Origin of the sequence: Hydrogenophaga sp. (assembly GCF_025699295.1) — a bacterium.
Lineage (GTDB): Bacteria > Pseudomonadota > Gammaproteobacteria > Burkholderiales > Burkholderiaceae_C > Hydrogenophaga.
Map to the genome: position 1 here is coordinate 80,558 of NZ_JAILWB010000020.1, position 19,873 is coordinate 100,430.

Sequence of the window (19,873 nt, forward strand, 5' to 3'; positions counted from 1 at the left end):
TACCGCACCATGAGCACACTGCAGATCGGTCTGGCCATCATCGGGGGGCTCGTGCTGGCGGGCGTGGTGGCCTACAACGCCTGGGTCACCAACCAGAGCGCGCCGCGCACCGTGCGCGAGCGCGGCGGCGCTGGCGATGCAAGGGCTGACCGCGACGGCGACGAAACCCTGCCGTACACACCCGCCGACCTGGCCGAGCACGAAATCCAGCGCATCGATCCCGTGCTGGGCGACATGCCCGGCGCACCCGCCGCGAACGACCCGGCCGAGTTGGCCGCCGCTGCCGCCGCGGTCAGCATCAACCCGACCATGGGCCAGCCGCCGGAGAAGCGCCCCGGGCTGGATGCGCTGATCGACGTGATCACGCCGTTGATGCTCGAACACGAGGTCTCGGGCGACGCGCTGCTGGCCGCGCTGCCCGGCACGCGGCGCGTGGGCAGCAAGCCGTTCGCGGTGGAAGGCCAGAGCGCGGCCACGGGCGAGTGGGAAAGCCCGCGCACGGGCCAGCGCTACCGCGCCCTGCAAGCCGGTGTGCAACTGGCCAACCGCTCGGGCGCTCTCAACGACATCGAGTTCTCCGAGTTCGTGGTGAAGGTGCAGGCCTTCGCCGATGCGGTTGGCGCCACACCGGATTTCCCCGACATGCGCGCCGAGGTCGCCCGTGCGCGCGAACTCGACGCCTTTGCCAGTGGGCACGACGCCCAGCTCGGCTTCACGCTGCGCGCGCGCCGCGCGGCCTGGAGCCCAGGCTACGTGGCGCAACACGCGGCCCGGCTCGGCTTCGTGGCCGGTGCGCTGCCCGGGCGCATGGTGCTCTCGGGCAGCCACAGCGGGCAAGCGCCCATCCTCAGTCTGGTGTTCGACCCCCAGGCAGCGATGGCCGAAGACCCCGAGCAAAGTGCGCTGCGCGAGATCGCGCTGTCGCTGGAAGTCACCCACGTGCCTCGCGGCGAACAGCCTTTTTCGCGCATGCGCCAGGCAGCCACTGCGCTGGCGGAGGCCATGGAGGGCATGGTCACCGACGACGGTGGCCAGCCGCTGTCCGTGGCCGCCATGGACCACATCGGCGCCGACCTCGAAAGCCTGTACGACGCGCTGGACAGCCGCGACCTGTCTGCGGGTTCGCCCCAGGCACGCAGACTCTTTTCCTGATGACCGACGACCTGTTCGCCGAGCCGCCTTCGCCGGCCGCGCGCGCCGCCGATCTGCGCGCGCAACTGCACCACCACGCCCACCGCTACTACACCCTGGACGAGCCGGAGATTCCCGACGCCGAGTACGACCGGCTGTTTCGCGAACTGCAGGCGATCGAAGCCGCGCACCCCGAACTGCTGACGCCGGATTCGCCCACGCAGCGCGTGGGCGGGCGCGTGCTGGACATGTTCACGCCGGTGCGCCACGCCGTGCCCATGCTCTCGATCAACACCGAGACCGACACCGAACCCAGCGGCGCGCGCAACTTCGACGCCCGGGTGCGCCGCGCGCTCGGCTTGAGCGAGTCCGATCCGCCCGTGGACTACGTGGCCGAACTCAAGTTCGACGGCCTGGCCATGAGCCTGCGCTACGAGGACGGCGTGCTGGTGCAGGCCGCCACGCGCGGTGATGGCGAGGTGGGCGAGGACGTCACCACCAACGTCCGCACCATTGCGCAGGTGCCGTTGCGCCTGCCCGCCGACGCGCCACCGGTGCTGGAGGTGCGCGGCGAGGTCTACATGCGTCGCGACCAGTTCGAGGCGCTCAACGAGAAGCAGCGCGCGAAGATCGCCGCCGGTGCCAAGGGCGAGAAGACCTTCGTGAACCCCCGCAATGCCGCTGCCGGCGCGGTGCGCCAGCTCGATTCCCGGATCGCCGCGCAACGCCCGTTGAGTTTCTTTGCCTACAGTTGGGGTGAGGTGCAGGGCGATGATGCGCCACCGGCCACGCAATACGAATGGCTCATGCGCCTGAAGGCCTGGGGCTTTCCCGTGGCCGAGCAGACCACGCTGGCCAGCGGCGCGGACGCGCTGGTGGCCTTTCACCAGCGCATCGGTGCCGATCGCGACCGGTTGCCCTACGACATCGACGGGGTGGTCTACAAGGTCAACGCGCTTGCGCTGCAGAAGCAGCTCGGCTTCGTCACGCGCGAGCCGCGATGGGCGGTGGCGCACAAGTACCCGGCGCAGGAACAGCTCACCACCGTGCTGGCGATCGACGTGCAGGTGGGCCGCACCGGCAAGCTCACGCCGGTGGCCAAGCTTGCGCCGGTGTTCGTCGGCGGCGTGACCGTCACCAACGCCACCCTGCACAACGAGGACGAGGCCCGCCGGAAGGACGTGCGCGTGGGCGACACGGTGATCGTGCGCCGCGCGGGCGACGTGATCCCCGAGGTCGTCTCCGTGCTCGTGGACAAGCGCGTGGGCGAGCCTGTGCCTTTCACCATGCCGCGCACCTGCCCGGTGTGCGGCAGCGAAGCGGTGCGCGAGGAGGGCGAGGTGGATTTCCGCTGCAGTGGCGGCCTGTTCTGTGGCGCGCAGCGCAAGCAGGCCATCCTGCATTTCGCGCAGCGCCGCGCCGTGGAGATCGAGGGCCTGGGTGACAAGCTGGTCGAGCAACTGGTGGATGCCGGCGTGGTCAAGACCCTGCCCGACCTGTATCGCCTGGGCTTGACCGCGTTCGCGACCCTGGACCGCATGGCCGACAAGTCGGCGCAGAACATCGTGGCCGCGCTGGAGAAGTCCAAGTACACCACCCTGCCACGCTTCCTGTTTGGCCTGGGCATCCGCCACGTCGGCGAGGCCACCGCCAAGGAACTGGCGCGCCACTTCGGCCAGCTCAACCGCATCATGGACGCCAGCGTGGAGCAGTTGCTGGAGGTCGACGACGTGGGCCCCGTGGTGGCGCAGAGCATCCACACCTTCTTCGGGCAGCCGCACAACCGCGAAGTGGTGGAGCAACTGCGCGCCTGCGGCCTGACCTGGCAGGAGGGCGAGCCGGCCGAGCGCGCACCGCAGCCGCTGGCCGGCAAGACCTTCGTGCTCACCGGCACCTTCCCCACACTCAGTCGCGACCAGGCCAGGGACCTGCTCGAAGCCGCCGGCGCCAAGGTGGCCGGCTCCGTCAGCAAGAAGACCGACTACGTGGTGGCCGGTGCCGAAGCCGGCAGCAAGCTGGAGAAGGCGCAGGCCCTGGGTGTGGCGGTGCTGGACGAAGCTGGCATGCTGGACTTGCTGAAAACACCGCCACCCGAAAACCCGGTGACCGCATGACCATCCACACCATCCTCAAGATGGGCGACCCGCGCCTGCTGCGCCACGCCCAGCCCGTCACCGCCTTCGACACGCCCGAGCTGCACCAGCTCGTGGCGGACCTGCAGGAGACGATGGCAGCCGCCAGCGGTGCCGGCCTGGCCGCGCCGCAGATCGGGGTGGACCTGCAGGTGGTGATCTTCGGCAGCGGCCTGCCCAACCCGCGCTACCCGGATGCGCCACCGGTGCCGCGCACCGTGTTGATCAACCCCGTCATCACGCCGTTGGGTGACGAGGAGGAAGAGGACTGGGAGGGTTGCCTCTCGGTGCCTGGCATGCGGGGTGTGGTGCCGCGCTGGCGGCGCATCCGTTACCAGGGCTTCGAAGTGCAGGGCCGCGCCATCGACCGCGAGGCCGAGGGCTTTCACGCCCGCGTGGTGCAGCACGAGTGCGACCACCTCTGGGGCACGCTGTACCCGATGCGGGTGCGCGACTTCCGCCGCTTCGGTTTCACCGAGGTGCTGTTCCCCGGCGTGGCCGCGGCCGAAGACGACTGAAATCCGCGCCGGGAAGGTGTGCGAACGGCTGTTACAAAACGCCGTTTCGTTGAAACGTATTGAAATGTTCGATCGGGGAAATCGTCTAGAGTCGATCCCCGGAAAACAAACGAACAGGGATTCCCGATTCCATGAAGAGAATGCTTGCCGTGGTGGCCAGCGCTGCCTTGCTCAGCGCGTGCAGCGTCACCAGGCCACCGGCGGAGGTGGCCGTGAACCTGCCCACCCAGTGGTACGCCCCTCCACTGGCGCACCAGGGCAGCTCGCAACAACTGACCGACTGGTGGAGCCGGTTCGACGACCCGGTGCTCACCGACTGGATTGCGCGCGCGCAGGCGCTGAGCCCGAACGTGGCGTCGGCCCGCGCGCAGGTGTTCGCGGCCCGCGCGGCGCGCCTGGGCGAGGCGGCGCGCACGGGCCCGCAGGTGGACGCCGTCGCGCGCGCCAGCCGCGGCGTGACCGACCCGACCACACCCCTGGGCACCACGCTCAGCGCCGGCCTGCAGGCCTCCTGGGCGGTCGCCCTCTGGGGCGAGCGCGACGCGCGCCTGGGCAGCGCGCAGGCGCAGCAGGACGCGGCAAGCGCCGGCTGGCACGAGGCCCGCGTGCTGGTGGCCTCCGAAACTGCGCAGCTGTACTTTGCGCAGCGGCTGTGCCGCGAACAGCTGGCGGTGGCCGCGCGCGACCGCGACTCGCGTGCCGTGACGGCCGAGAACAACGCGGTGTCCGAGCGGGCCGGGCTCACCGCTCCGGCGGTGGCCGCGCTCGCACGTGCGAGCAGCGCGGAGAGCGCGGCGCGGTACCGCCAGCAGGACGGGCAGTGCGAGCGGCAGGTGAAGTCGCTCGCGGCACTCACCGGGGTGGCCGAGCCGGCCCTGCGCCAGCAACTGGCCGCTGCGCCGGGCCTGCCGCGCACCGAGCGGCTCGAAACCCTGCTCTCGGTGAACGCGGTTCCGGCCGAGGTCATCCGCCAGCGGCCCGACGTCTACCGCGCGCAGCGCGAACTGGTGGCGGCCAGTGAGGACGTGGGCGTGGCGCGCGCAGCCCTGCTGCCGGGCCTCACGCTGCAGGGCAGCGTGCTGCGCAACCGGTTCTCGGGCGGCGGCCTTGATGGATCCTTCAACACCTGGTCGATCGGACCCGTCAGCCTGAGCCTGCCGCTGCTCGGGCGCGACAGCCTGCGCGCCAGCGCCGACAGCGCCCAGGCCCGCTACCAGGCCGCGAGCCTCGCCTATGCCGGCACGGTGCGCCAGACCGTGGCCGAGGTCGAGCAGGCGCTGGTGACGCTGGCCAGCCTGCGCGAGCGGGTGGCCACCACCGACGCCGCGGTGGCTGGCTACGACCAGTCGCTGCAAGGCACCGAGGCGCGCTACCGCGTGGGCCTGGCCAGCCTGAACGAACTGGAAGAGGCGCGCCGCCTCAAGCTCAACGCCGACAGCAGTGCGGTTGCGCTGCAGCAGGAGCGCATCAACGCCTGGATCCAGCTCTACGTCGCCCTCGGCGGCGGCTTCGACCCCGTGGACAACCCCAACGCCCTCAAAGACCCGTCATGAACGCCACTCCTTCACAAACGCCCCGGCGCAAGCGCTGGATCTGGCTGGCCCTCGCGCTGGCCGCGGTCCTTCTTGTAGTGTTCGGGCTCGTCCTCGGCCAGCCGCAGGACGAAGCGCCACCCGCCGAAGCCGCGCCGCGCCCCTCGCTCACCGTCACCGTGGCGCGGCCCGCGCAGGGGCAACTGCCGATCCGGCTGCAGGCCAACGGCGACATCAGCGCCTGGCAGGAGGCCAGCGTAGGGGCCGAGGTCAACGGGCTGCGGCTCGCATCGGTCAATGTCAACGTGGGCGACGTGGTGCGCAAGGGCCAGGTGCTGGCCGTGTTCGCCAGCGAGACCACCCGGGCCGACAGCCTGCAAAGCCGCGCCAGCCTGATGCAGGCCGAGGCCAGCTACGAGAACGCCCGGGCCGATGCCGAGCGCGCTCGCTCGATCCAGGACAGCGGCGCGCTCTCGAAGTCGCAGGTGGCCCAGTACCTGACGCAGGAGAAGGTGGCGCACGCGCAGTTCGAGGCCGCCAAGGCCGCCTTCGCCGCGACCGAGGTGCGCCTGGGCAACACCCGGGTGCTTGCGCCGGACGACGGCGTGATCTCTGCGCGCATGGCCACCGTGGGGGCTGTGGTGGGGGCGGGCCAGGAGCTGTTCCGGCTGGTCCGCCAGAGCCGCATGGAGTGGCGCGGCGAGGTCACGCCCAGCGAGGTCGGGCGCATCCGCGTGGGGCAGACGGTGAACGTCACCGCGGCCACGGGCCTGGAGATCGCGGGGAAGGTGCGAGCGATCGCACCCAGCGCTGACCCGCAGACCCGCAACATCCTGGTCTTCGTCGACCTGCCGCGCCATGCCGACCTGAAGGCCGGCACCTTTGCCAAGGGCAGCTTCGACCTGGGCCAGAGCGAGGCGCTTACCGTGGCCAGCGAGTCCATCGTGGTGCGCGACGGCAGCAACTACGTCTTCGTGATCGATCCGCAGAACAAGGCCGGCCAGCGCAAGGTGCAGACCGGGCGCCGGGTGGGCGAGCGCGTCGAGATCCTCGAAGGCCTCAAGGCCGACGAGGCGGTGGCGGTGCAGGGGGCCGGTTTCCTGAATGAAGGCGACCTGGTCAAGGTGGTTCAGTGAGGGCGCCCGCATGAACGTCTCTGCCTGGTCCATCCGCAACCCGATTCCGGCGGCGATGCTGTTCGTCATGCTGACGCTGGCGGGCCTGTTCTCGTTCAAGCAGATGAAGGTGCAGAACTTCCCTGACCTGGACGTGCCCAACATCACCGTGCTGGCCACGCTGCCCGGCGCTTCGCCGAACCAGCTGGAAAACGACGTCGCCCGCATCATCGAGAACGGCCTGGCCTCGCTGCAGGGGCTCAAGCACATCTACACCAAGGTGCAGGACGGCACCGTCTCGATCACGGCCGAGTTCATCATCGAGAAGAACACGCAGGAAGCGCTGGACGACGTGCGCTCGGCCGTGGCCAAGGTGCGCGGCGACCTGCCGACCGACCTGCGCGAACCCATCATCAACAAGATCGAACTTGCCGGTGGCGCGGTGCTGGCCTATACGGTGGCGTCCGACAGGATGGATGCCGAGGCCCTGTCCTGGTTCGTCGACAACGACGTGGCCAAGCTGCTGCTGTCGGTGCGCGGCGTCGGCGCTGTCAACCGCGTGGGCGGGGTGGACCGCGAGGTGCAGGTGCTGCTGGACCCGCTCAAGCTGCAGGCCCTGGGCACCACCGCGGCCGACATCTCGCGCCAGCTGGCCAAGGTGCAGATCGAGAGCGCCGGCGGGCGCGTCGACCTGGGCGGCAGCCAGCAGCCGCTGCGCACGCTGTCGTCGTTGCAGTCGGCCGAGGCCATCTCGCGGCTCGAACTCTCGCTCTCCGATGGCCGCCGCATCCGCCTGGACCAGATCGCCGAGATCAAGGACACGGTCGCCGAGCCCACGGCGGCGGCTTTCCTCGATGGCAAGCCGGTGGTGGGTTTCGAGGTGGCGCGCAGCCGCGGCGCCAGCGAGATCGAGGTCGGCGACGGTGTGCGCGCCCGGCTCAAGGAACTCCAGGATGCAAGGCCCGACCTGCGCATCACCGAGTCGTTCGACTTCGTCACCCCGGTGGAGGAGGAGTTCGACGGCTCCATGAAGCTGCTCTATGAAGGCGCCATGCTCGCCGTGCTGGTGGTCTGGCTGTTCCTGCGCGACTTCCGCGCCACCGTGGTCTCGGCCGTGGCACTGCCGCTCTCCGCCATCCCGGCCTTCATCGGCATGCACTACATGGGCTTCACCATCAACGTGGTGACGCTGCTGGCGCTCTCGCTGGTGATCGGCATTCTGGTGGACGACGCCATCGTCGAGGTGGAGAACATCGTGCGCCACATGCGCATGGGCAAGACGCCGTACCAGGCGTCCATGGAGGCGGCCGACGAGATCGGCCTGGCCGTGATCGCCACCACCTTCACCCTGATCGCGGTGTTCCTGCCCACCGCCTTCATGGCCGGCATTCCGGGCAAGTTCTTCAAGCAGTTCGGCTGGACGGCCTCGTTCGCCGTGTTCGCCTCGCTGGTGGTGGCGCGCGCCCTCACACCCATGATGGCGGCCTACCTGCTCAGGCCGATCGTGACGGCCAAGGACATGCCGCAGTGGGCGCGCCGCAACCGCGTGACCGCCGCCATCTGGAAGTGGATGCACAACCAGGACGAGCCGGCCTGGCTCAATACCTATCAGGGCTGGGCCGCGTGGTGCATCCGCCACCGCTGGATCACCATGATCGGCGCCGGGCTGTTCTTCTTCGGCTCGCTGATGCTGATCCCGCTGCTGCCGCAGGGCTTCATCCCGGCCGACGACAACTCGCAGACGCAGGTCTACATCGAACTGCCGCCAGGCGCCACGCTGGAGCAGACCATCGCCACCGCCGAGCGCGCGCGCCAGCTGGTGGCGGCGGTGCCGCACGTGAAGTCGGTCTACACCACGATCGGGTCGGGAACGGCCGGTTCCGATCCATTCGCACCGCAAGGCGCTGCCGAGTCGCGCAAGGCGGCGCTGACGATCCAGCTCGATCCGCGCAGCGAGCGTCCGCGCAAGCAGGGCATCGAGAACCAGCTGCGCGAGGCCATGTCCAACCTGCCCGGCGTGCGCAGCAAGGTCGGCCTGGGCGGCTCGGGGGAGAAGTACATCCTGACGCTCACCGGCAACGACGCGGCCTCGATGCAGAGCGCGGCCATGGCGGTCGAACGCGACCTGCGCACCATTGCCGGCGTGGGCAGCATCCAGTCCACGGCGGCGCTGGTGCGCACCGAGATCAGCGTCGTGCCCGACCTGGCGCGCGCGGCCGAGATGGGCGTGACCAGCAGCGCCATCGCCGAGACCTTGCGCATCGCCACCGTGGGCGACTACGACAACGCCCTGCCCAAGATGAACCTGCCGCAGCGGCAGATTCCCATCGTCGTCAAGCTCGATGCCGCCGCGCGCCACGACCTGTCCACGCTGGAACGCCTGGCCGTGCCCGGCAGCAAGGGCCCGGTGATGCTGGGGCAGGTGGCCACGCTGAGCTTTGGCGGCGGCCCGGCCGTGATCGACCGCTACGACCGCGCGCGCAACATCAACTTCGAGGTCGAGCTGGCGGGCATCGCGCTGGGCGACATGAAGACCGCAGTGGAGAAGCTGCCCAGCCTGCGCAACCTGCCACCGGGTGTGTCGGTGCTGGAGATCGGCGACGCCGAGGTGCAGGGCGAGCTGTTCGCCAGCTTCGGGCTGGCCATGCTGACCGGCGTGCTGTGCATCTACATCGTGCTGGTGCTGCTGTTCAAGGCCTTCCTGCACCCGTTCACCATCCTGGCCGCGCTGCCGCTGTCGCTGGGTGGCGCCTTCGTGGCGCTGCTGATCGCGCAGAAGAGTTTCTCCATGCCCTCGCTGATCGGCCTGATCATGCTCATGGGCGTGGCGACGAAGAACTCGATTCTGCTGGTGGAGTACGCGATCGAGGCGCGGCGCGAACATGGCATGAACCGGCTGGATGCCATCCTGGACGCCTGCCACAAGCGCGCGCGCCCGATCGTGATGACCACCATCGCCATGGGCGCGGGCATGCTGCCGATCGCCATTGGCTGGGGCGCGGCCGACAGCAGCTTCCGCTCGCCGATGGCGGTGGCGGTGATCGGTGGCCTGATCACGTCCACCTTCCTGAGCCTGCTGGTGATCCCGGCGGTGTTCACGCTGGTGGACGATGTGTCGATCTGGTTCGGGCGCCTCTTTCGCCGCAAGCCGGTGGCTTCCCACACGTCTGAAGCCATTCGCGCGTAGGGGTGGGTGGGCTCGCGGACGCGGTGCGCTCTGCTCCGCGGCCGCCGGTGACCGGATCAACCAAGGAAAGCCGGAGGAAAGCCTCAGCCCTCCAGCGTCTCCAGCAACTCCGTCTCGATCTCGATCTGCCGCTTGTTCATCTGCAGCTGCGGCCCGCTGATGAGGAAGGTGTCCTCCACCCGCTCGCCCAGCGTGGTGATCTTGGCCAGTTGCACGCTGATGTCGTTGCGCGCGAGCACGCGCGTGATGCCGTAGAGCAGGCCGGCGCGGTCGCTCGCCGAGACCGACAGCAGCCAGCGCTGGGCCTTGTCGTCGGGCCGCAGGTCCACGCGCGGCGTCACCGGAAAGCTCCTGACGCGGCGCGACAGCCGCCCCTTGGTCGGGGCGGGTAGCGGGCCGCGTTCGTCGATGGTGCGGGCGAGGTTGTTTTCCACCATCGCGATGAGCTCGCGGTAGTGCTCCGACATGTCGGGCGCCACCACCTGGAAGGTGTCCAGAGCGTGGCCGGTGCGGGTGGTGTGCACGCGCGCGTCAAGGATGCTGAAGTGCGAGCTGTCGAAATAGCCGCAGATGCGGGCGAACAGGTCGCTCTGGTCGCTGGCGTAGACCAGCACCTGCAGGCCCTCGACGTCGGGCGAGATGCGCGCGCGCACGATGCACTTCTCAGCCACAGGGGTCCCGCCATCGGCCTTGTCCGCAGGCTTCGCGCTGGCCTGGCGCGCGATCTGGCGCGAGAGCACGCGCGTGTGCCAGGCGATCTCGTCGGCCTGGTGGCGCATGAAGTAGCTCACATCGAGCGTGTCCCACAGTGCCTTGTGCGCCATGTGGGGCAGGGCGTGCAGCGCCAGCATGGACAGCGCCTCGCGCTTGCGCCCTTCGATCACGGCGCCCGGGTCCGGCGCGCGGCCGCCCAGCGCGCGCAGCGTGTAGCGGTACAGGTCCTCCAGCAGCTTGCCCTTCCAGGCGTTCCACACCTTGGGGCTGGTGCCGCGGATGTCGGCCACGGTGAGCAGGTACAGCGCGGTGAGGTAACGCTCGTTGCCCACGCGGCGGGCAAAGGCGGCGATCACGTCGGGGTCGCTCAGGTCCTCCTTCTGCGCCATGCGGCTCATGGTGAGGTGCTCGGCCACGAGGAACTGGATCAGCTTCGTGTCCTCGCGCTCGATTCCGTGCTGGTGGCAGAAGGTGCGCACGTCGCGCGCGCCCAGGTCGGAATGGTCTCCGCCGCGGCCCTTGGCGATGTCGTGGAAGATCGCCGCGATGTAGAGGATCCAGGGCTTGTCCCAGCCGGCGGCCAGCTGCGAGCAGAACGGGTATTCGTGCGAGTGTTCGGCGATGAAGAAGCGGCGCATGTTGCGCAACACCATCAGGATGTGCTGGTCCACCGTGTAGACGTGGAACAGGTCGTGCTGCATCTGGCCGACGATGTGGCGGAACACCCAGAGATAGCGCCCGAGCACCGAGGTCTGGTTCATCAGGCGCATGGCATGCGTGATGCCTTCGGGTTCCTGGAGGATCTGCAGGAAGCGCGCGCGGTTGACCGGGTCGGTGCGGAAGCGCGCGTTCATCACCGGGCGTGCGTTGTAGAGCGCGCGCAGCGTGCGCGCCGACAGGCCCTTGATGCCTACCGTGGTCTGGTAGAGGTGGAAGGTCTCCAGGATCGCGTGCGGGTGCTGCACGTACAGGTTGTCGCTCGCCACCTCGAGCATGCCGCCCTTGTCGAAGAAGCGCTCGTTGAGCGGGCGCAGGCGGTCCACGCCGGCCACGTCGCTCTGCAGCCGCTCCTGGATGTTGAGCAGCAGGATCTGGTTGAGCTGGGTGACCGCCTTGGCGGCCCAGTAGTAGCGCTTCATGAGCGCTTCGCTGGCGCGACGGATGCCGCGCGCGTTGGGTGCACCGTGCTCGCCCGGCGCGATGGGCGTGGTGACGGCCGGCACCTGCGCCTTGTAGCCGAAGGATTCGGCCACCGAGGTCTGCAGGTCGAACACCAGCCGGTCTTCCCGCCGGTGGGCCAGCAGGTGCAGGCGTGCGCGGATCAGGCTCAGCAAGGCCTCGTTGGCCTTGATCTGGCGCGCTTCGAGCGGCGTGGCCAGGCCCTTGCGGGCAAGTTCGTCCCAGCTGCGCCCCAGTCCGGCGGCCTTGGCCACCCACAGGATGATCTGCAGGTCGCGCAGCCCGCCGGGCGACTCCTTGCAGTTGGGCTCCAGCGAGTAGGGCGTGTTCTCGAACTTGTGGTGGCGCTGGCGCATCTCCAGCGTCTTGGCCACGAAGAACGCCTTGGGATCCATGGCCTGCGCGAGTTGCCCCACCAGGCTGGCGAAGGCGTTCTTGCTGCCGCAGATGAGCCGGCATTCGAGCAGCGAGGTCTGGACCGTCACGTCCCTGAAGGCCTCTTCGACGCAGTCAGCGATCGTGCGCACGCTCGAACCGATTTCCAGTCCCACGTCCCAGCAGGCGCCGATGAAGGACTCCAGCCGGGCCTTGAGCGCCGCGTCCTGGTCGGGCTGGCTGCCATCGGGCAGCAGCACCAGCACATCGATGTCGGAGAACGGAAACAGTTCGCCACGGCCGAAGCCCCCGACGGCGACCAGCGAAAAACCCGGGCCGAGCCCGGTGAGCGACCAGAGTTCACGCAGGGTCTGGTCTGTCAGCCTGGACAGCTGTTGCAGGGCCTTGCGCACGCCCCGGGTGGACGAGCCCTGCACGCCGAGCTGGGCCAGCAGCGCGGCCTTGTCGTTGCGGTACTGCTGCCGCAGGGTGCCGAAGTCGGGCACGGCGGCCGCCGGCGCCAGCGCCATGGCCTCAGGCAAGGGCGGCTGCCGGCGGTGGCGTCACGAAGGCCGGCGCGGCGGGGCTGCCGGCGGAGAGCGTGAGCACCTCGTAGCCCGTCTCGGTCACCAGCACGGTGTGCTCCCACTGCGCCGAGAGCGAGCGGTCGCGTGTGACGATGGTCCAGCCATCGCCCATTTCCTTGATGTCGCGCTTGCCGGCGTTGATCATGGGTTCGATGGTGAACGTCATGCCGGGCCTGAGTTCTTCCAGCGTGCCCGGGCGACCGTAGTGCAGCACCTGCGGGTCTTCATGGAAGCGCTGGCCGATCCCGTGGCCGCAGAACTCGCGCACCACCGAGAAGCCATTGCCCTCGGCATAGGTCTGGATGGCGTGGCCGATGTCGCCCAGCCGGATGCCGGGGCGCACCATCACGATGCCTTTCCACATGGCCTCGAAGGTCACCTGGCACAGGCGGCGCGCCTGCACGGAGCAGGCCGCCTCGCCGCCAATCAGGTACATGCGGCTGTTGTCGCCGTACCAGCCCTCGGGGGTGATGACGGTCACGTCGACGTTGAGGATGTCGCCCTTCTTGAGCGCCTTCTCGTTCGGGATGCCATGGCACACCACCTGGTTGATGGAGGTGCACAGGTGACCGGGGTAGGGCGGGTAGCCGCTGGGCTGGTAGCCGATGGTGGCCGAGACCGTGCCCTGCTGCTTCATGTATTCGGCCGCCAGGCGGTCGATCTCGAGCGTGGTGACGCCGGGCTGGATCAGCGGCGTGAGGTAATCCAGCACTTCGGATGCGAGGCGGCAGGCCGTGCGCATGCCCGCGATGCCGGCTGCGTCCTTGTAGGTGATGCTCATGGGGCGCGATTATCCCATCCGGCCCCGCCGCGCGGTGCTCCGATGGGCCAAGGCCATGAGGCTGCGCGGGTAAAATTCCGGGTTTTCCACCCGGTCGGTCCGGTCCGCCGGGTCAACGCACCTCAGGCTCCCAACGTGTCCCTGCACCTGCGCTTTTTTGAAGGCGGCAACGCCGTCAGCGACTTCAAAGTCCAGCAGCTCCTGCCCCGTCTCGCGGGCATCTCCGACAAGATCACCGGCCTCTCGGCCCGCTTCGTGCACCTCGCGGGCTTCGACGGCGAACCCGATGCCTCCACCCTGCAGCGCGTGGGCGAACTGCTGACGTATGGCGAGCCGGCCACGGTGGCACACCGTCAAATGGAAACGGCCGGCGCCCCGATGCTGCTCGTGATGCCGCGCCTGGGCACGGTCTCGCCCTGGGCCTCCAAGGCCACCGACATCGCCCACAACTGCGGCCTGGCCCTGCACCGGGTGGAGCGGCTGGTCGAATTCCGCGTTGGCCTCAAGACCGGCCTGCTGGGGAAAAAGGCCAGCCTGGCGCCGGAGCAACTGCGCGCCGTGGCCGAGCTGCTGCACGACCGCATGACGGAAAACGTCTCGCTCGAGCGTGCGCAGGCCCAGGCCCTGTTCACCGAACTGCACCCCGCGCCCATGGAGCAGGTGGACGTGCTCGGCGGTGGTCGTTCCGCGCTGGAGCGCGCCAACGCCGACTGGGGCCTGGCCCTGGCCGAGGACGAGATCGACTACCTGGTCCATGCGTTCAACGGCTTGAAACGCAACCCGACCGATGTCGAACTCATGATGTTCGCGCAGGCCAACAGCGAACACTGCCGCCACAAGATCTTCAACGCGCAATTCACCATCGACGGCGTGGCGCAGGACAAGAGCCTGTTCGGCATGATCCGCCACACCCACCAGCTCGCGCCCCAGCACACCGTGGTGGCGTACTCGGACAACGCCTCCATCATGGAAGGCAGCTTGGTCGAACGTTTCGTGGCGCGCGCGGGCGGCGACGCATCGCCTGCCTACGCGGCGGAAACGGCGACCCACCATGTGCTGATGAAGGTGGAGACGCACAACCACCCGACCGCCATCTCGCCGTTCCCAGGTGCCTCCACCGGCGCGGGCGGCGAGATCCGCGACGAGGGCGCCACCGGCCGTGGCTCGAAGCCGAAGGCCGGCCTCACCGGCTTCACCGTCGGCAAGCTCTGGGGCGGTCTGTCGGACCAGCCGGGGGGCAAGCCAGAACACATCGCCAGCCCACTGCAGATCATGACCGAGGGCCCGCTGGGTGGCGCGGCCTTCAACAACGAATTCGGCCGGCCCAACCTGCTGGGTTACTTCCGCGAGTACGAGCTGCCGGTGGACGGCGTGCAGCGCGGTTACCACAAGCCCATCATGATCGCCGGCGGTGTCGGCGTGATCGACGCGGCCCAGACGAAGAAGATCGAATTCCCCGCCGGTTCGCTGCTGATCCAGCTCGGCGGTCCGGGCATGAAGATCGGCATGGGCGGCAGCGCGGCCAGTTCCATGGCCAGCGGCACCAACGCCGCCTCGCTCGACTTCGATTCCGTGCAGCGCGGCAACCCCGAGATCGAGCGCCGCGCGCAGGAGGTCATCAACCACTGCTGGCAGCAGGGCGCGCACAACCCCATCCTGGCGATCCACGACGTGGGCGCGGGCGGCCTCTCGAACGCCTTCCCCGAGCTCACCAACGACGCCGGTCGCGGTGCGCGCTTTGACCTGCGCGCCGTGCCGCTGGAGGAAAGCGGCCTGGCGCCGAAGGAGATCTGGTGCAACGAAAGCCAGGAGCGCTACGTGCTGGCGATCGCGCCCGAATCGCTGGAGGTCTTCAAGGCCTTCTGCGAGCGCGAACGCTGCCCGTTTGCCGTGATCGGTGTGGCCACGGAAGAGCGCCAGCTCGTCCTCGGCGAGGTGGACTTGCCCCTTCCCCCGCTGGGGGAAGGCAGGGATGGGGGCACGCATTCCGACAAGATCACTTCGGACGTGCCCCCACCCCAACCCTCCCCCAGCGGGGGAGGGAGTCAGAGTCCCGTCGACATGCCGATGAACGTGCTGCTCGGCAAACCCCCCAAGATGCACCGCGACGTGAAAACCGTGGCGCGCACGCCGGGGCCGCTGGACTTCACCGGCGTGGACCTGCAGAAAGCGGTGATCGACGTGCTGAGCCACCCCACCGTGGCGTCCAAGCGCTTCCTCATCACCATCGGCGACCGCACCGTGGGTGGCCTCTCGCACCGCGACCAGATGGTCGGCCCCTGGCAGGTGCCGGTGGCCGACTGCGCCGTCACGCTCGCCGACTTCAAGGGCTTCGCGGGCGAGGCCATGAGCATGGGCGAGCGCACGCCGCTGGCCGCGCTCGACGCCGCTGCCTCGGGCCGCATGGCCGTGGCCGAAGCCATCACCAACCTGCTGGCCGCGCCCATCGAGTTGCCGCGCGTGAAGCTCTCCGCCAACTGGATGGCCGCCTGCGGCGAGCCCGGCGAAGACGCCGCGCTGTACGAGACCGTGAAGGCCGTGGGCATGGAGCTCTGCCCGGCGCTGGGTATTTCCATCCCCGTGGGCAAGGACAGCCTGTCCATGCGCACGCAGTGGAGCGAAGGCGGCGAGACGAAGAAGGTCACCTCGCCGGTAAGCCTGATCGTGAGCGCCTTCGCCACGCTGGCCGACGTGCGCGGCACGCTCACGCCGCAGTTGAACAATGCGCTGGAAGACACCACGCTCGTGCTGATCGACCTGGGCAAGGGCCGCCACCGCATGGGCGGCAGCGTGCTGGCCCAGGTGCTGGGGCAGGGCGGGGGCGAGGCGCCGGATCTCGACGACGCCACGGACCTGGTCAACCTGGTGAACGCGGTGAACACGCTGCGCGCGCAGGGCCAGATCCTGGCCTACCACGACCGCAGCGACGGCGGCCTGCTGGCCGCGGCGGCCGAGATGGCCTTTGCCGGCCACGTGGGCGTGGCGCTGAACGTGGACCTGCTGGTCACCGAGGGCGACGGCATCAGCGACAGCCGCGCCGAGATGGGCGATGCCAAGAACTGGGCCGGCCAGGTCAGCGCGCGGCGCGAAGAACTCACGCTCAAGGCCCTGTTCAGCGAAGAGCTGGGCGTGCTGCTGCAGGTGCGCACGGAAGACCGCAACGCGGTGATGCAGACCCTGCGCGAGCACGGCCTGAGCAAACACAGCCACTTCGTCGGCAAGACCCGGCCAGCGTCTTCGGCCATGGACGCGGGCAAGGGCCAGCTGCAGGTCTGGCGCGACACGAAGGCCGTGTTCTCCGCCAGCCTGTTCGATCTCCACCAGGTCTGGGACAGCGTGAGCTGGAAGATCAACCAGCAGCGCGACAACCCGGCCTGCGCCGACGCCGAACACGCGGCTGCCGGTCGACCGGAAGACCCTGGCCTGCATGTGCATCTGACCTTCGATCCGGGTGCAGAAACAGCCGTTCGCCCTGAGCCTGCCCTTCGACAAGCTCAGGACGATCCGAAGTCGGCGGCTTCGACAAGCTCTGCCCGAACGGGACTTTTGCTCACCCGCCCCAAGGTCGCCATCCTGCGCGAGCAGGGCGTGAACTCGCACGTGGAGATGGCCTACGCCTTCACCCAGGCCGGCTTCGAGGCCTTCGACGTGCACATGACCGACCTGCAGAGCGGCCGCGCGAAGCTGGCCGACTTCCAGGGCGTGGTCGCCTGCGGCGGCTTCAGCTACGGCGACACGCTCGGCGCGGGCATCGGCTGGGCGCGCAGCATCACCTTCAACCCCGCGCTGTCGGCCCAGTTCCAGGGCTTCTTCGCGCGCACCGACACCTTCGGCCTGGGCGTGTGCAACGGCTGCCAGATGTTCGCCGAGCTGGCCGACATCATCCCCGGTGCCGAGGCCTGGCCGCGCTTCACCACCAACCGGAGCGAGCGCTTCGAGGCGCGCCTGTCGATGGTGGAAGTGCTCGAATCGCCGAGCCTGTTCCTGCAAGGCATGGCCGGCAGCCGCTTGCCGATCGCGGTCGCGCACGGCGAGGGCTACGCCAACTTCCACCACCGTGGAGATGCATCGAAGGCCATCGCCGCGATGCGTTTCACCGACAACACGGGTGCTGCCACCGAGGTCTACCCGTTCAACCCCAACGGCAGCCCGGGCGGCCTCACGGCGGTGACCACGGCCGACGGCCGCTTCACGGCCATGATGCCGCACCCCGAGCGCGTGTTCCGCAACATCCAGATGAGCTGGACCGACCAGGACACGGCCGCCTTCAGCGCCTGGATGCAGATCTGGCGCAATGCGCGCCGGTGGGTGGGCTGAGTTCGCCAAGGAGCGTGTGCAGATGACCATCGAAATTCCGAAGGACGCGCGCGCCGAGGCCATCGCCTCGATCCAGCGCTATTTCGAAGCGCACATGGAGGATCGCATCGGCAACATCGCGGCCGGTGGCCTGCTGGGCTTCTTTCTGGAAGAGATCGGTCCGGTGATCTACAACCAGGCCGTGACCGACGTGCAGGAACGACTGCAGATGCGCATCTCCGAGCTCGACATCGAGGTGCATGAAGAGGCATTCACCTACTGGCGCCGTTACGACAAAGGCGGCAGGAAGCCCTGAACCGAACGATTCCCCCCTTGTTTTCGCCAGTCCGGCCCAAGGCCTGACCGGACCCGACCCGAAGGATTCGCGCCATGGCCGGAACCAGCCTGCTTGCCCTGATCGACGACATTGCCACGCTGCTCGACGACGTCGCCGTGATGACCAAGGTCGCCGCGCGCAAGAGCGTGGCCGTCGCGGACGACGTGGCCGGGATGACCCAGCTGGCCGCGAAGAAGACCGCCGGCGTGCTGGGCGACGACCTTGCGCTCAACGCGCAGCAGGTCACGGGCGTGAAGGCCGATCGCGAGCTGCCCGTGGTGTGGGCAGTCGCCAAGGGGTCGATGCTCAACAAGGCCATCCTCGTGCCCACCGCGCTGGTGATCAGCGCATTTGCGCCCTGGGCGATCACGCCGCTGCTGATGCTGGGTGGCCTGTTCCTGTGCTTCGAGGGAGCCGAGAAGCTCTGGCATGCCTTTGGCCCACGCACATCACAGGACGCGGCACACCACCAGGAACTCGTCGCGGCGGTGGCCGACGAGAACGTTGATCTCGTCGCGTTCGAGAAGGACAAGATCAAGGGTGCCGTGCGCACCGATTTCATCCTCTCGGCCGAGATCATCGTGATCACGCTGGGCACGGTGGCCGCGGCCAGCATGGGCCTGCGCGTGGCCGTGCTGGTGGGCATCTCGCTGATCATGACGGTGGGCGTCTACGGCCTGGTGGCCGGCATCGTGAAGCTCGACGACCTGGGCCTGCATCTCGACCAGCAGACAGCGGCCTGGAAGAAGGCCCTCGGGCGCGGCATCCTGACCGCAGCCCCCTGGCTCATGAAGACGCTGTCGGTGGTGGGCACGGCCGCCATGTTCCTCGTCGGTGGAGGCATCCTGCTGCACGGTGTGCCCGCGCTCGGCCATGGCGTTGAAGCGTTTGTGGCCACCATGGGCTGGATCGGCCCGGTGCTCTCCAGCCTCGCCGGGGCCATCGCGGGCCTGGTGGCCGGTGGTGTGGTGCTGCTTGCCCTGGGTCTGATCTCGCGCCTGCGCGGCCAGCCGGCGCCACACTGATTGCCCGGACCCTCCCGGCGATGGGGGTGGTGCCTTGCGGGGGAGCGCGCCGTAGAATGGCCCGGCCACGCCGCATGGGCCCATGCGGTGGTGGCGTGAAGGGGGTCTGGCCGCATGGATGGCATCTTCATCAGCTACCGGCGCGACGATTCGGCGGGCTACGCCGGGCGCCTGTATGACCGCCTCGTTCCCCACTTCGGCTCCCACCGCGTCTTCATGGACGTCGAGGGCATCGAGCTCGGGACCGATTTCGTCACCGCGATCGAAGAAGCGGTGGGCTCCTGCCGCGTGCTCGTCGTCATCATCGGTGACGAGTGGCTGTCGACCACCGATGCCGCCGGTCGGCGTCGTCTCGACGACCCGCACGACTTCATCCGGCTGGAAACCGTCACCGCGTTGCAGCGTGGCATTCGCGTGGTGCCGGTGCTCGTGGGTGGCGCCCTGATGCCGCGCGCCGAAGAACTCCCCGAAGACCTCAAACCCCTGGCGCGCCGCCAGGCCATCGAGATCAGCCACAAGCAGTGGGAGGCAACCACCGCGCAACTGATCCAGGCGCTCGAAAGCATCCTGTCCAGCGGCACTGCCGTGGCACCGCCATGGCCCGGCCCGACCGGATTACCCGATGGCGGACCCGGTGTGTGGAAGCGCTGGCGGCGCCCGGCCACCCTGGCGGGCGCCGCCCTGTGCGTGCTGGGCGCCGGCTGGTGGCTGGTGGCCGGGCGTGGTGGCGACGACCGGTCTGCTCGGGCCACGCGCGAAACCTTGCTCACGGCAGAGGCACCGCCGGACAGCGCCGCCTCGGACCCGGCGGCGGTCACAGCCGCGGCGGCGCCGCCCGTCACGGCCTCACGCCCTCAGGCGCCTGCACCTGCACCTGCACCTGCACCTGCTCCTGCTCCTGCTCCTGCTCCTGCACCTGCACCTGCACCTGCACCTGCACCTGCACCTGCACCTGCACCTGCAC

At 69.0% G+C, this 19,873-nt stretch carries 12 protein-coding genes; 10 read left to right on the plus strand and 2 right to left on the minus strand.

Translation table 11 applies throughout. The annotated features are described in order from the left end of the window. Positions 1-9: 9 nt before the first annotated feature. The 6 genes from K5880_RS19305 (at position 10) to K5880_RS19330 (ending at position 9,615) form a co-directional block, all read left to right on the plus strand. The gene (locus K5880_RS19305) at positions 10-1,152 is read left to right on the plus strand and encodes a cell division protein ZipA C-terminal FtsZ-binding domain-containing protein (RefSeq protein ID WP_297656191.1); all 1,143 of its coding nucleotides are present in this window, start codon (positions 10-12) and stop codon (positions 1,150-1,152) included. After that, positions 1,152-3,245, plus strand: a complete 2,094-nt coding sequence (gene ligA, locus K5880_RS19310) for an NAD-dependent DNA ligase LigA (RefSeq protein ID WP_297656193.1) — start codon at positions 1,152-1,154, stop codon at positions 3,243-3,245. Before K5880_RS19305 ends, ligA begins: the two co-directional genes overlap by 1 nt. Beyond that, entirely contained in the window at positions 3,242-3,781 is a 540-nt protein-coding gene (gene def, locus K5880_RS19315) for a peptide deformylase (RefSeq protein ID WP_297656196.1), read from the plus strand. Before ligA ends, def begins: the two co-directional genes overlap by 4 nt. Before the next feature lie 131 nt (positions 3,782-3,912). After that, positions 3,913-5,334, plus strand: a complete 1,422-nt coding sequence (locus K5880_RS19320) for an efflux transporter outer membrane subunit (RefSeq protein ID WP_297656199.1) — start codon at positions 3,913-3,915, stop codon at positions 5,332-5,334. Then, entirely contained in the window at positions 5,331-6,449 is a 1,119-nt protein-coding gene (locus tag K5880_RS19325) for an efflux RND transporter periplasmic adaptor subunit (protein WP_297656202.1), read from the plus strand. Before K5880_RS19320 ends, K5880_RS19325 begins: the two co-directional genes overlap by 4 nt. Positions 6,450-6,459: 10 nt before the next feature. Next, positions 6,460-9,615 carry an efflux RND transporter permease subunit gene (locus tag K5880_RS19330; protein WP_297656205.1) on the plus strand — a complete coding sequence of 1,052 codons (3,156 nt, stop codon included), beginning with the start codon at positions 6,460-6,462 and terminating at the stop codon, positions 9,613-9,615. 83 nt (positions 9,616-9,698) lie between these two features. Here K5880_RS19330 and K5880_RS19335 read toward each other — a convergent pair whose 3' ends face one another. Further along, complete coding sequence (locus tag K5880_RS19335) at positions 9,699-12,413, minus strand: [protein-PII] uridylyltransferase (protein WP_297656230.1); 2,715 nt, start codon at positions 12,411-12,413, stop codon at positions 9,699-9,701. A 4-nt stretch (positions 12,414-12,417) separates the two neighbouring features. Beyond that, positions 12,418-13,251, minus strand: a complete 834-nt coding sequence (map, locus tag K5880_RS19340) for a type I methionyl aminopeptidase (RefSeq protein WP_297656208.1) — start codon at positions 13,249-13,251, stop codon at positions 12,418-12,420. A gap of 135 nt (positions 13,252-13,386) precedes the next feature. Between map and purL the strand changes: the two genes are divergently transcribed. The 4 genes from purL to K5880_RS19360 all read left to right on the plus strand — a co-directional run. Next, on the plus strand, positions 13,387-17,568 hold the full coding sequence (purL, locus tag K5880_RS19345; RefSeq protein WP_297656212.1) for a phosphoribosylformylglycinamidine synthase: 4,182 nt from the start codon (positions 13,387-13,389) through the stop codon (positions 17,566-17,568). A 22-nt stretch (positions 17,569-17,590) separates the two neighbouring features. Continuing rightward, entirely contained in the window at positions 17,591-17,863 is a 273-nt protein-coding gene (locus K5880_RS19350) for a DUF2164 domain-containing protein (protein WP_297656215.1), read from the plus strand. A 74-nt stretch (positions 17,864-17,937) separates the two neighbouring features. After that, positions 17,938-18,909 (plus strand): DUF808 domain-containing protein, encoded by a 972-nt coding sequence (locus K5880_RS19355; protein WP_297656217.1) that lies wholly within the window; start codon positions 17,938-17,940, stop codon positions 18,907-18,909. 114 nt (positions 18,910-19,023) lie between these two features. After that, the coding region (locus tag K5880_RS19360) for a toll/interleukin-1 receptor domain-containing protein (RefSeq protein WP_297656219.1) at positions 19,024-19,873 on the plus strand (850 nt) is incomplete at its 3' end.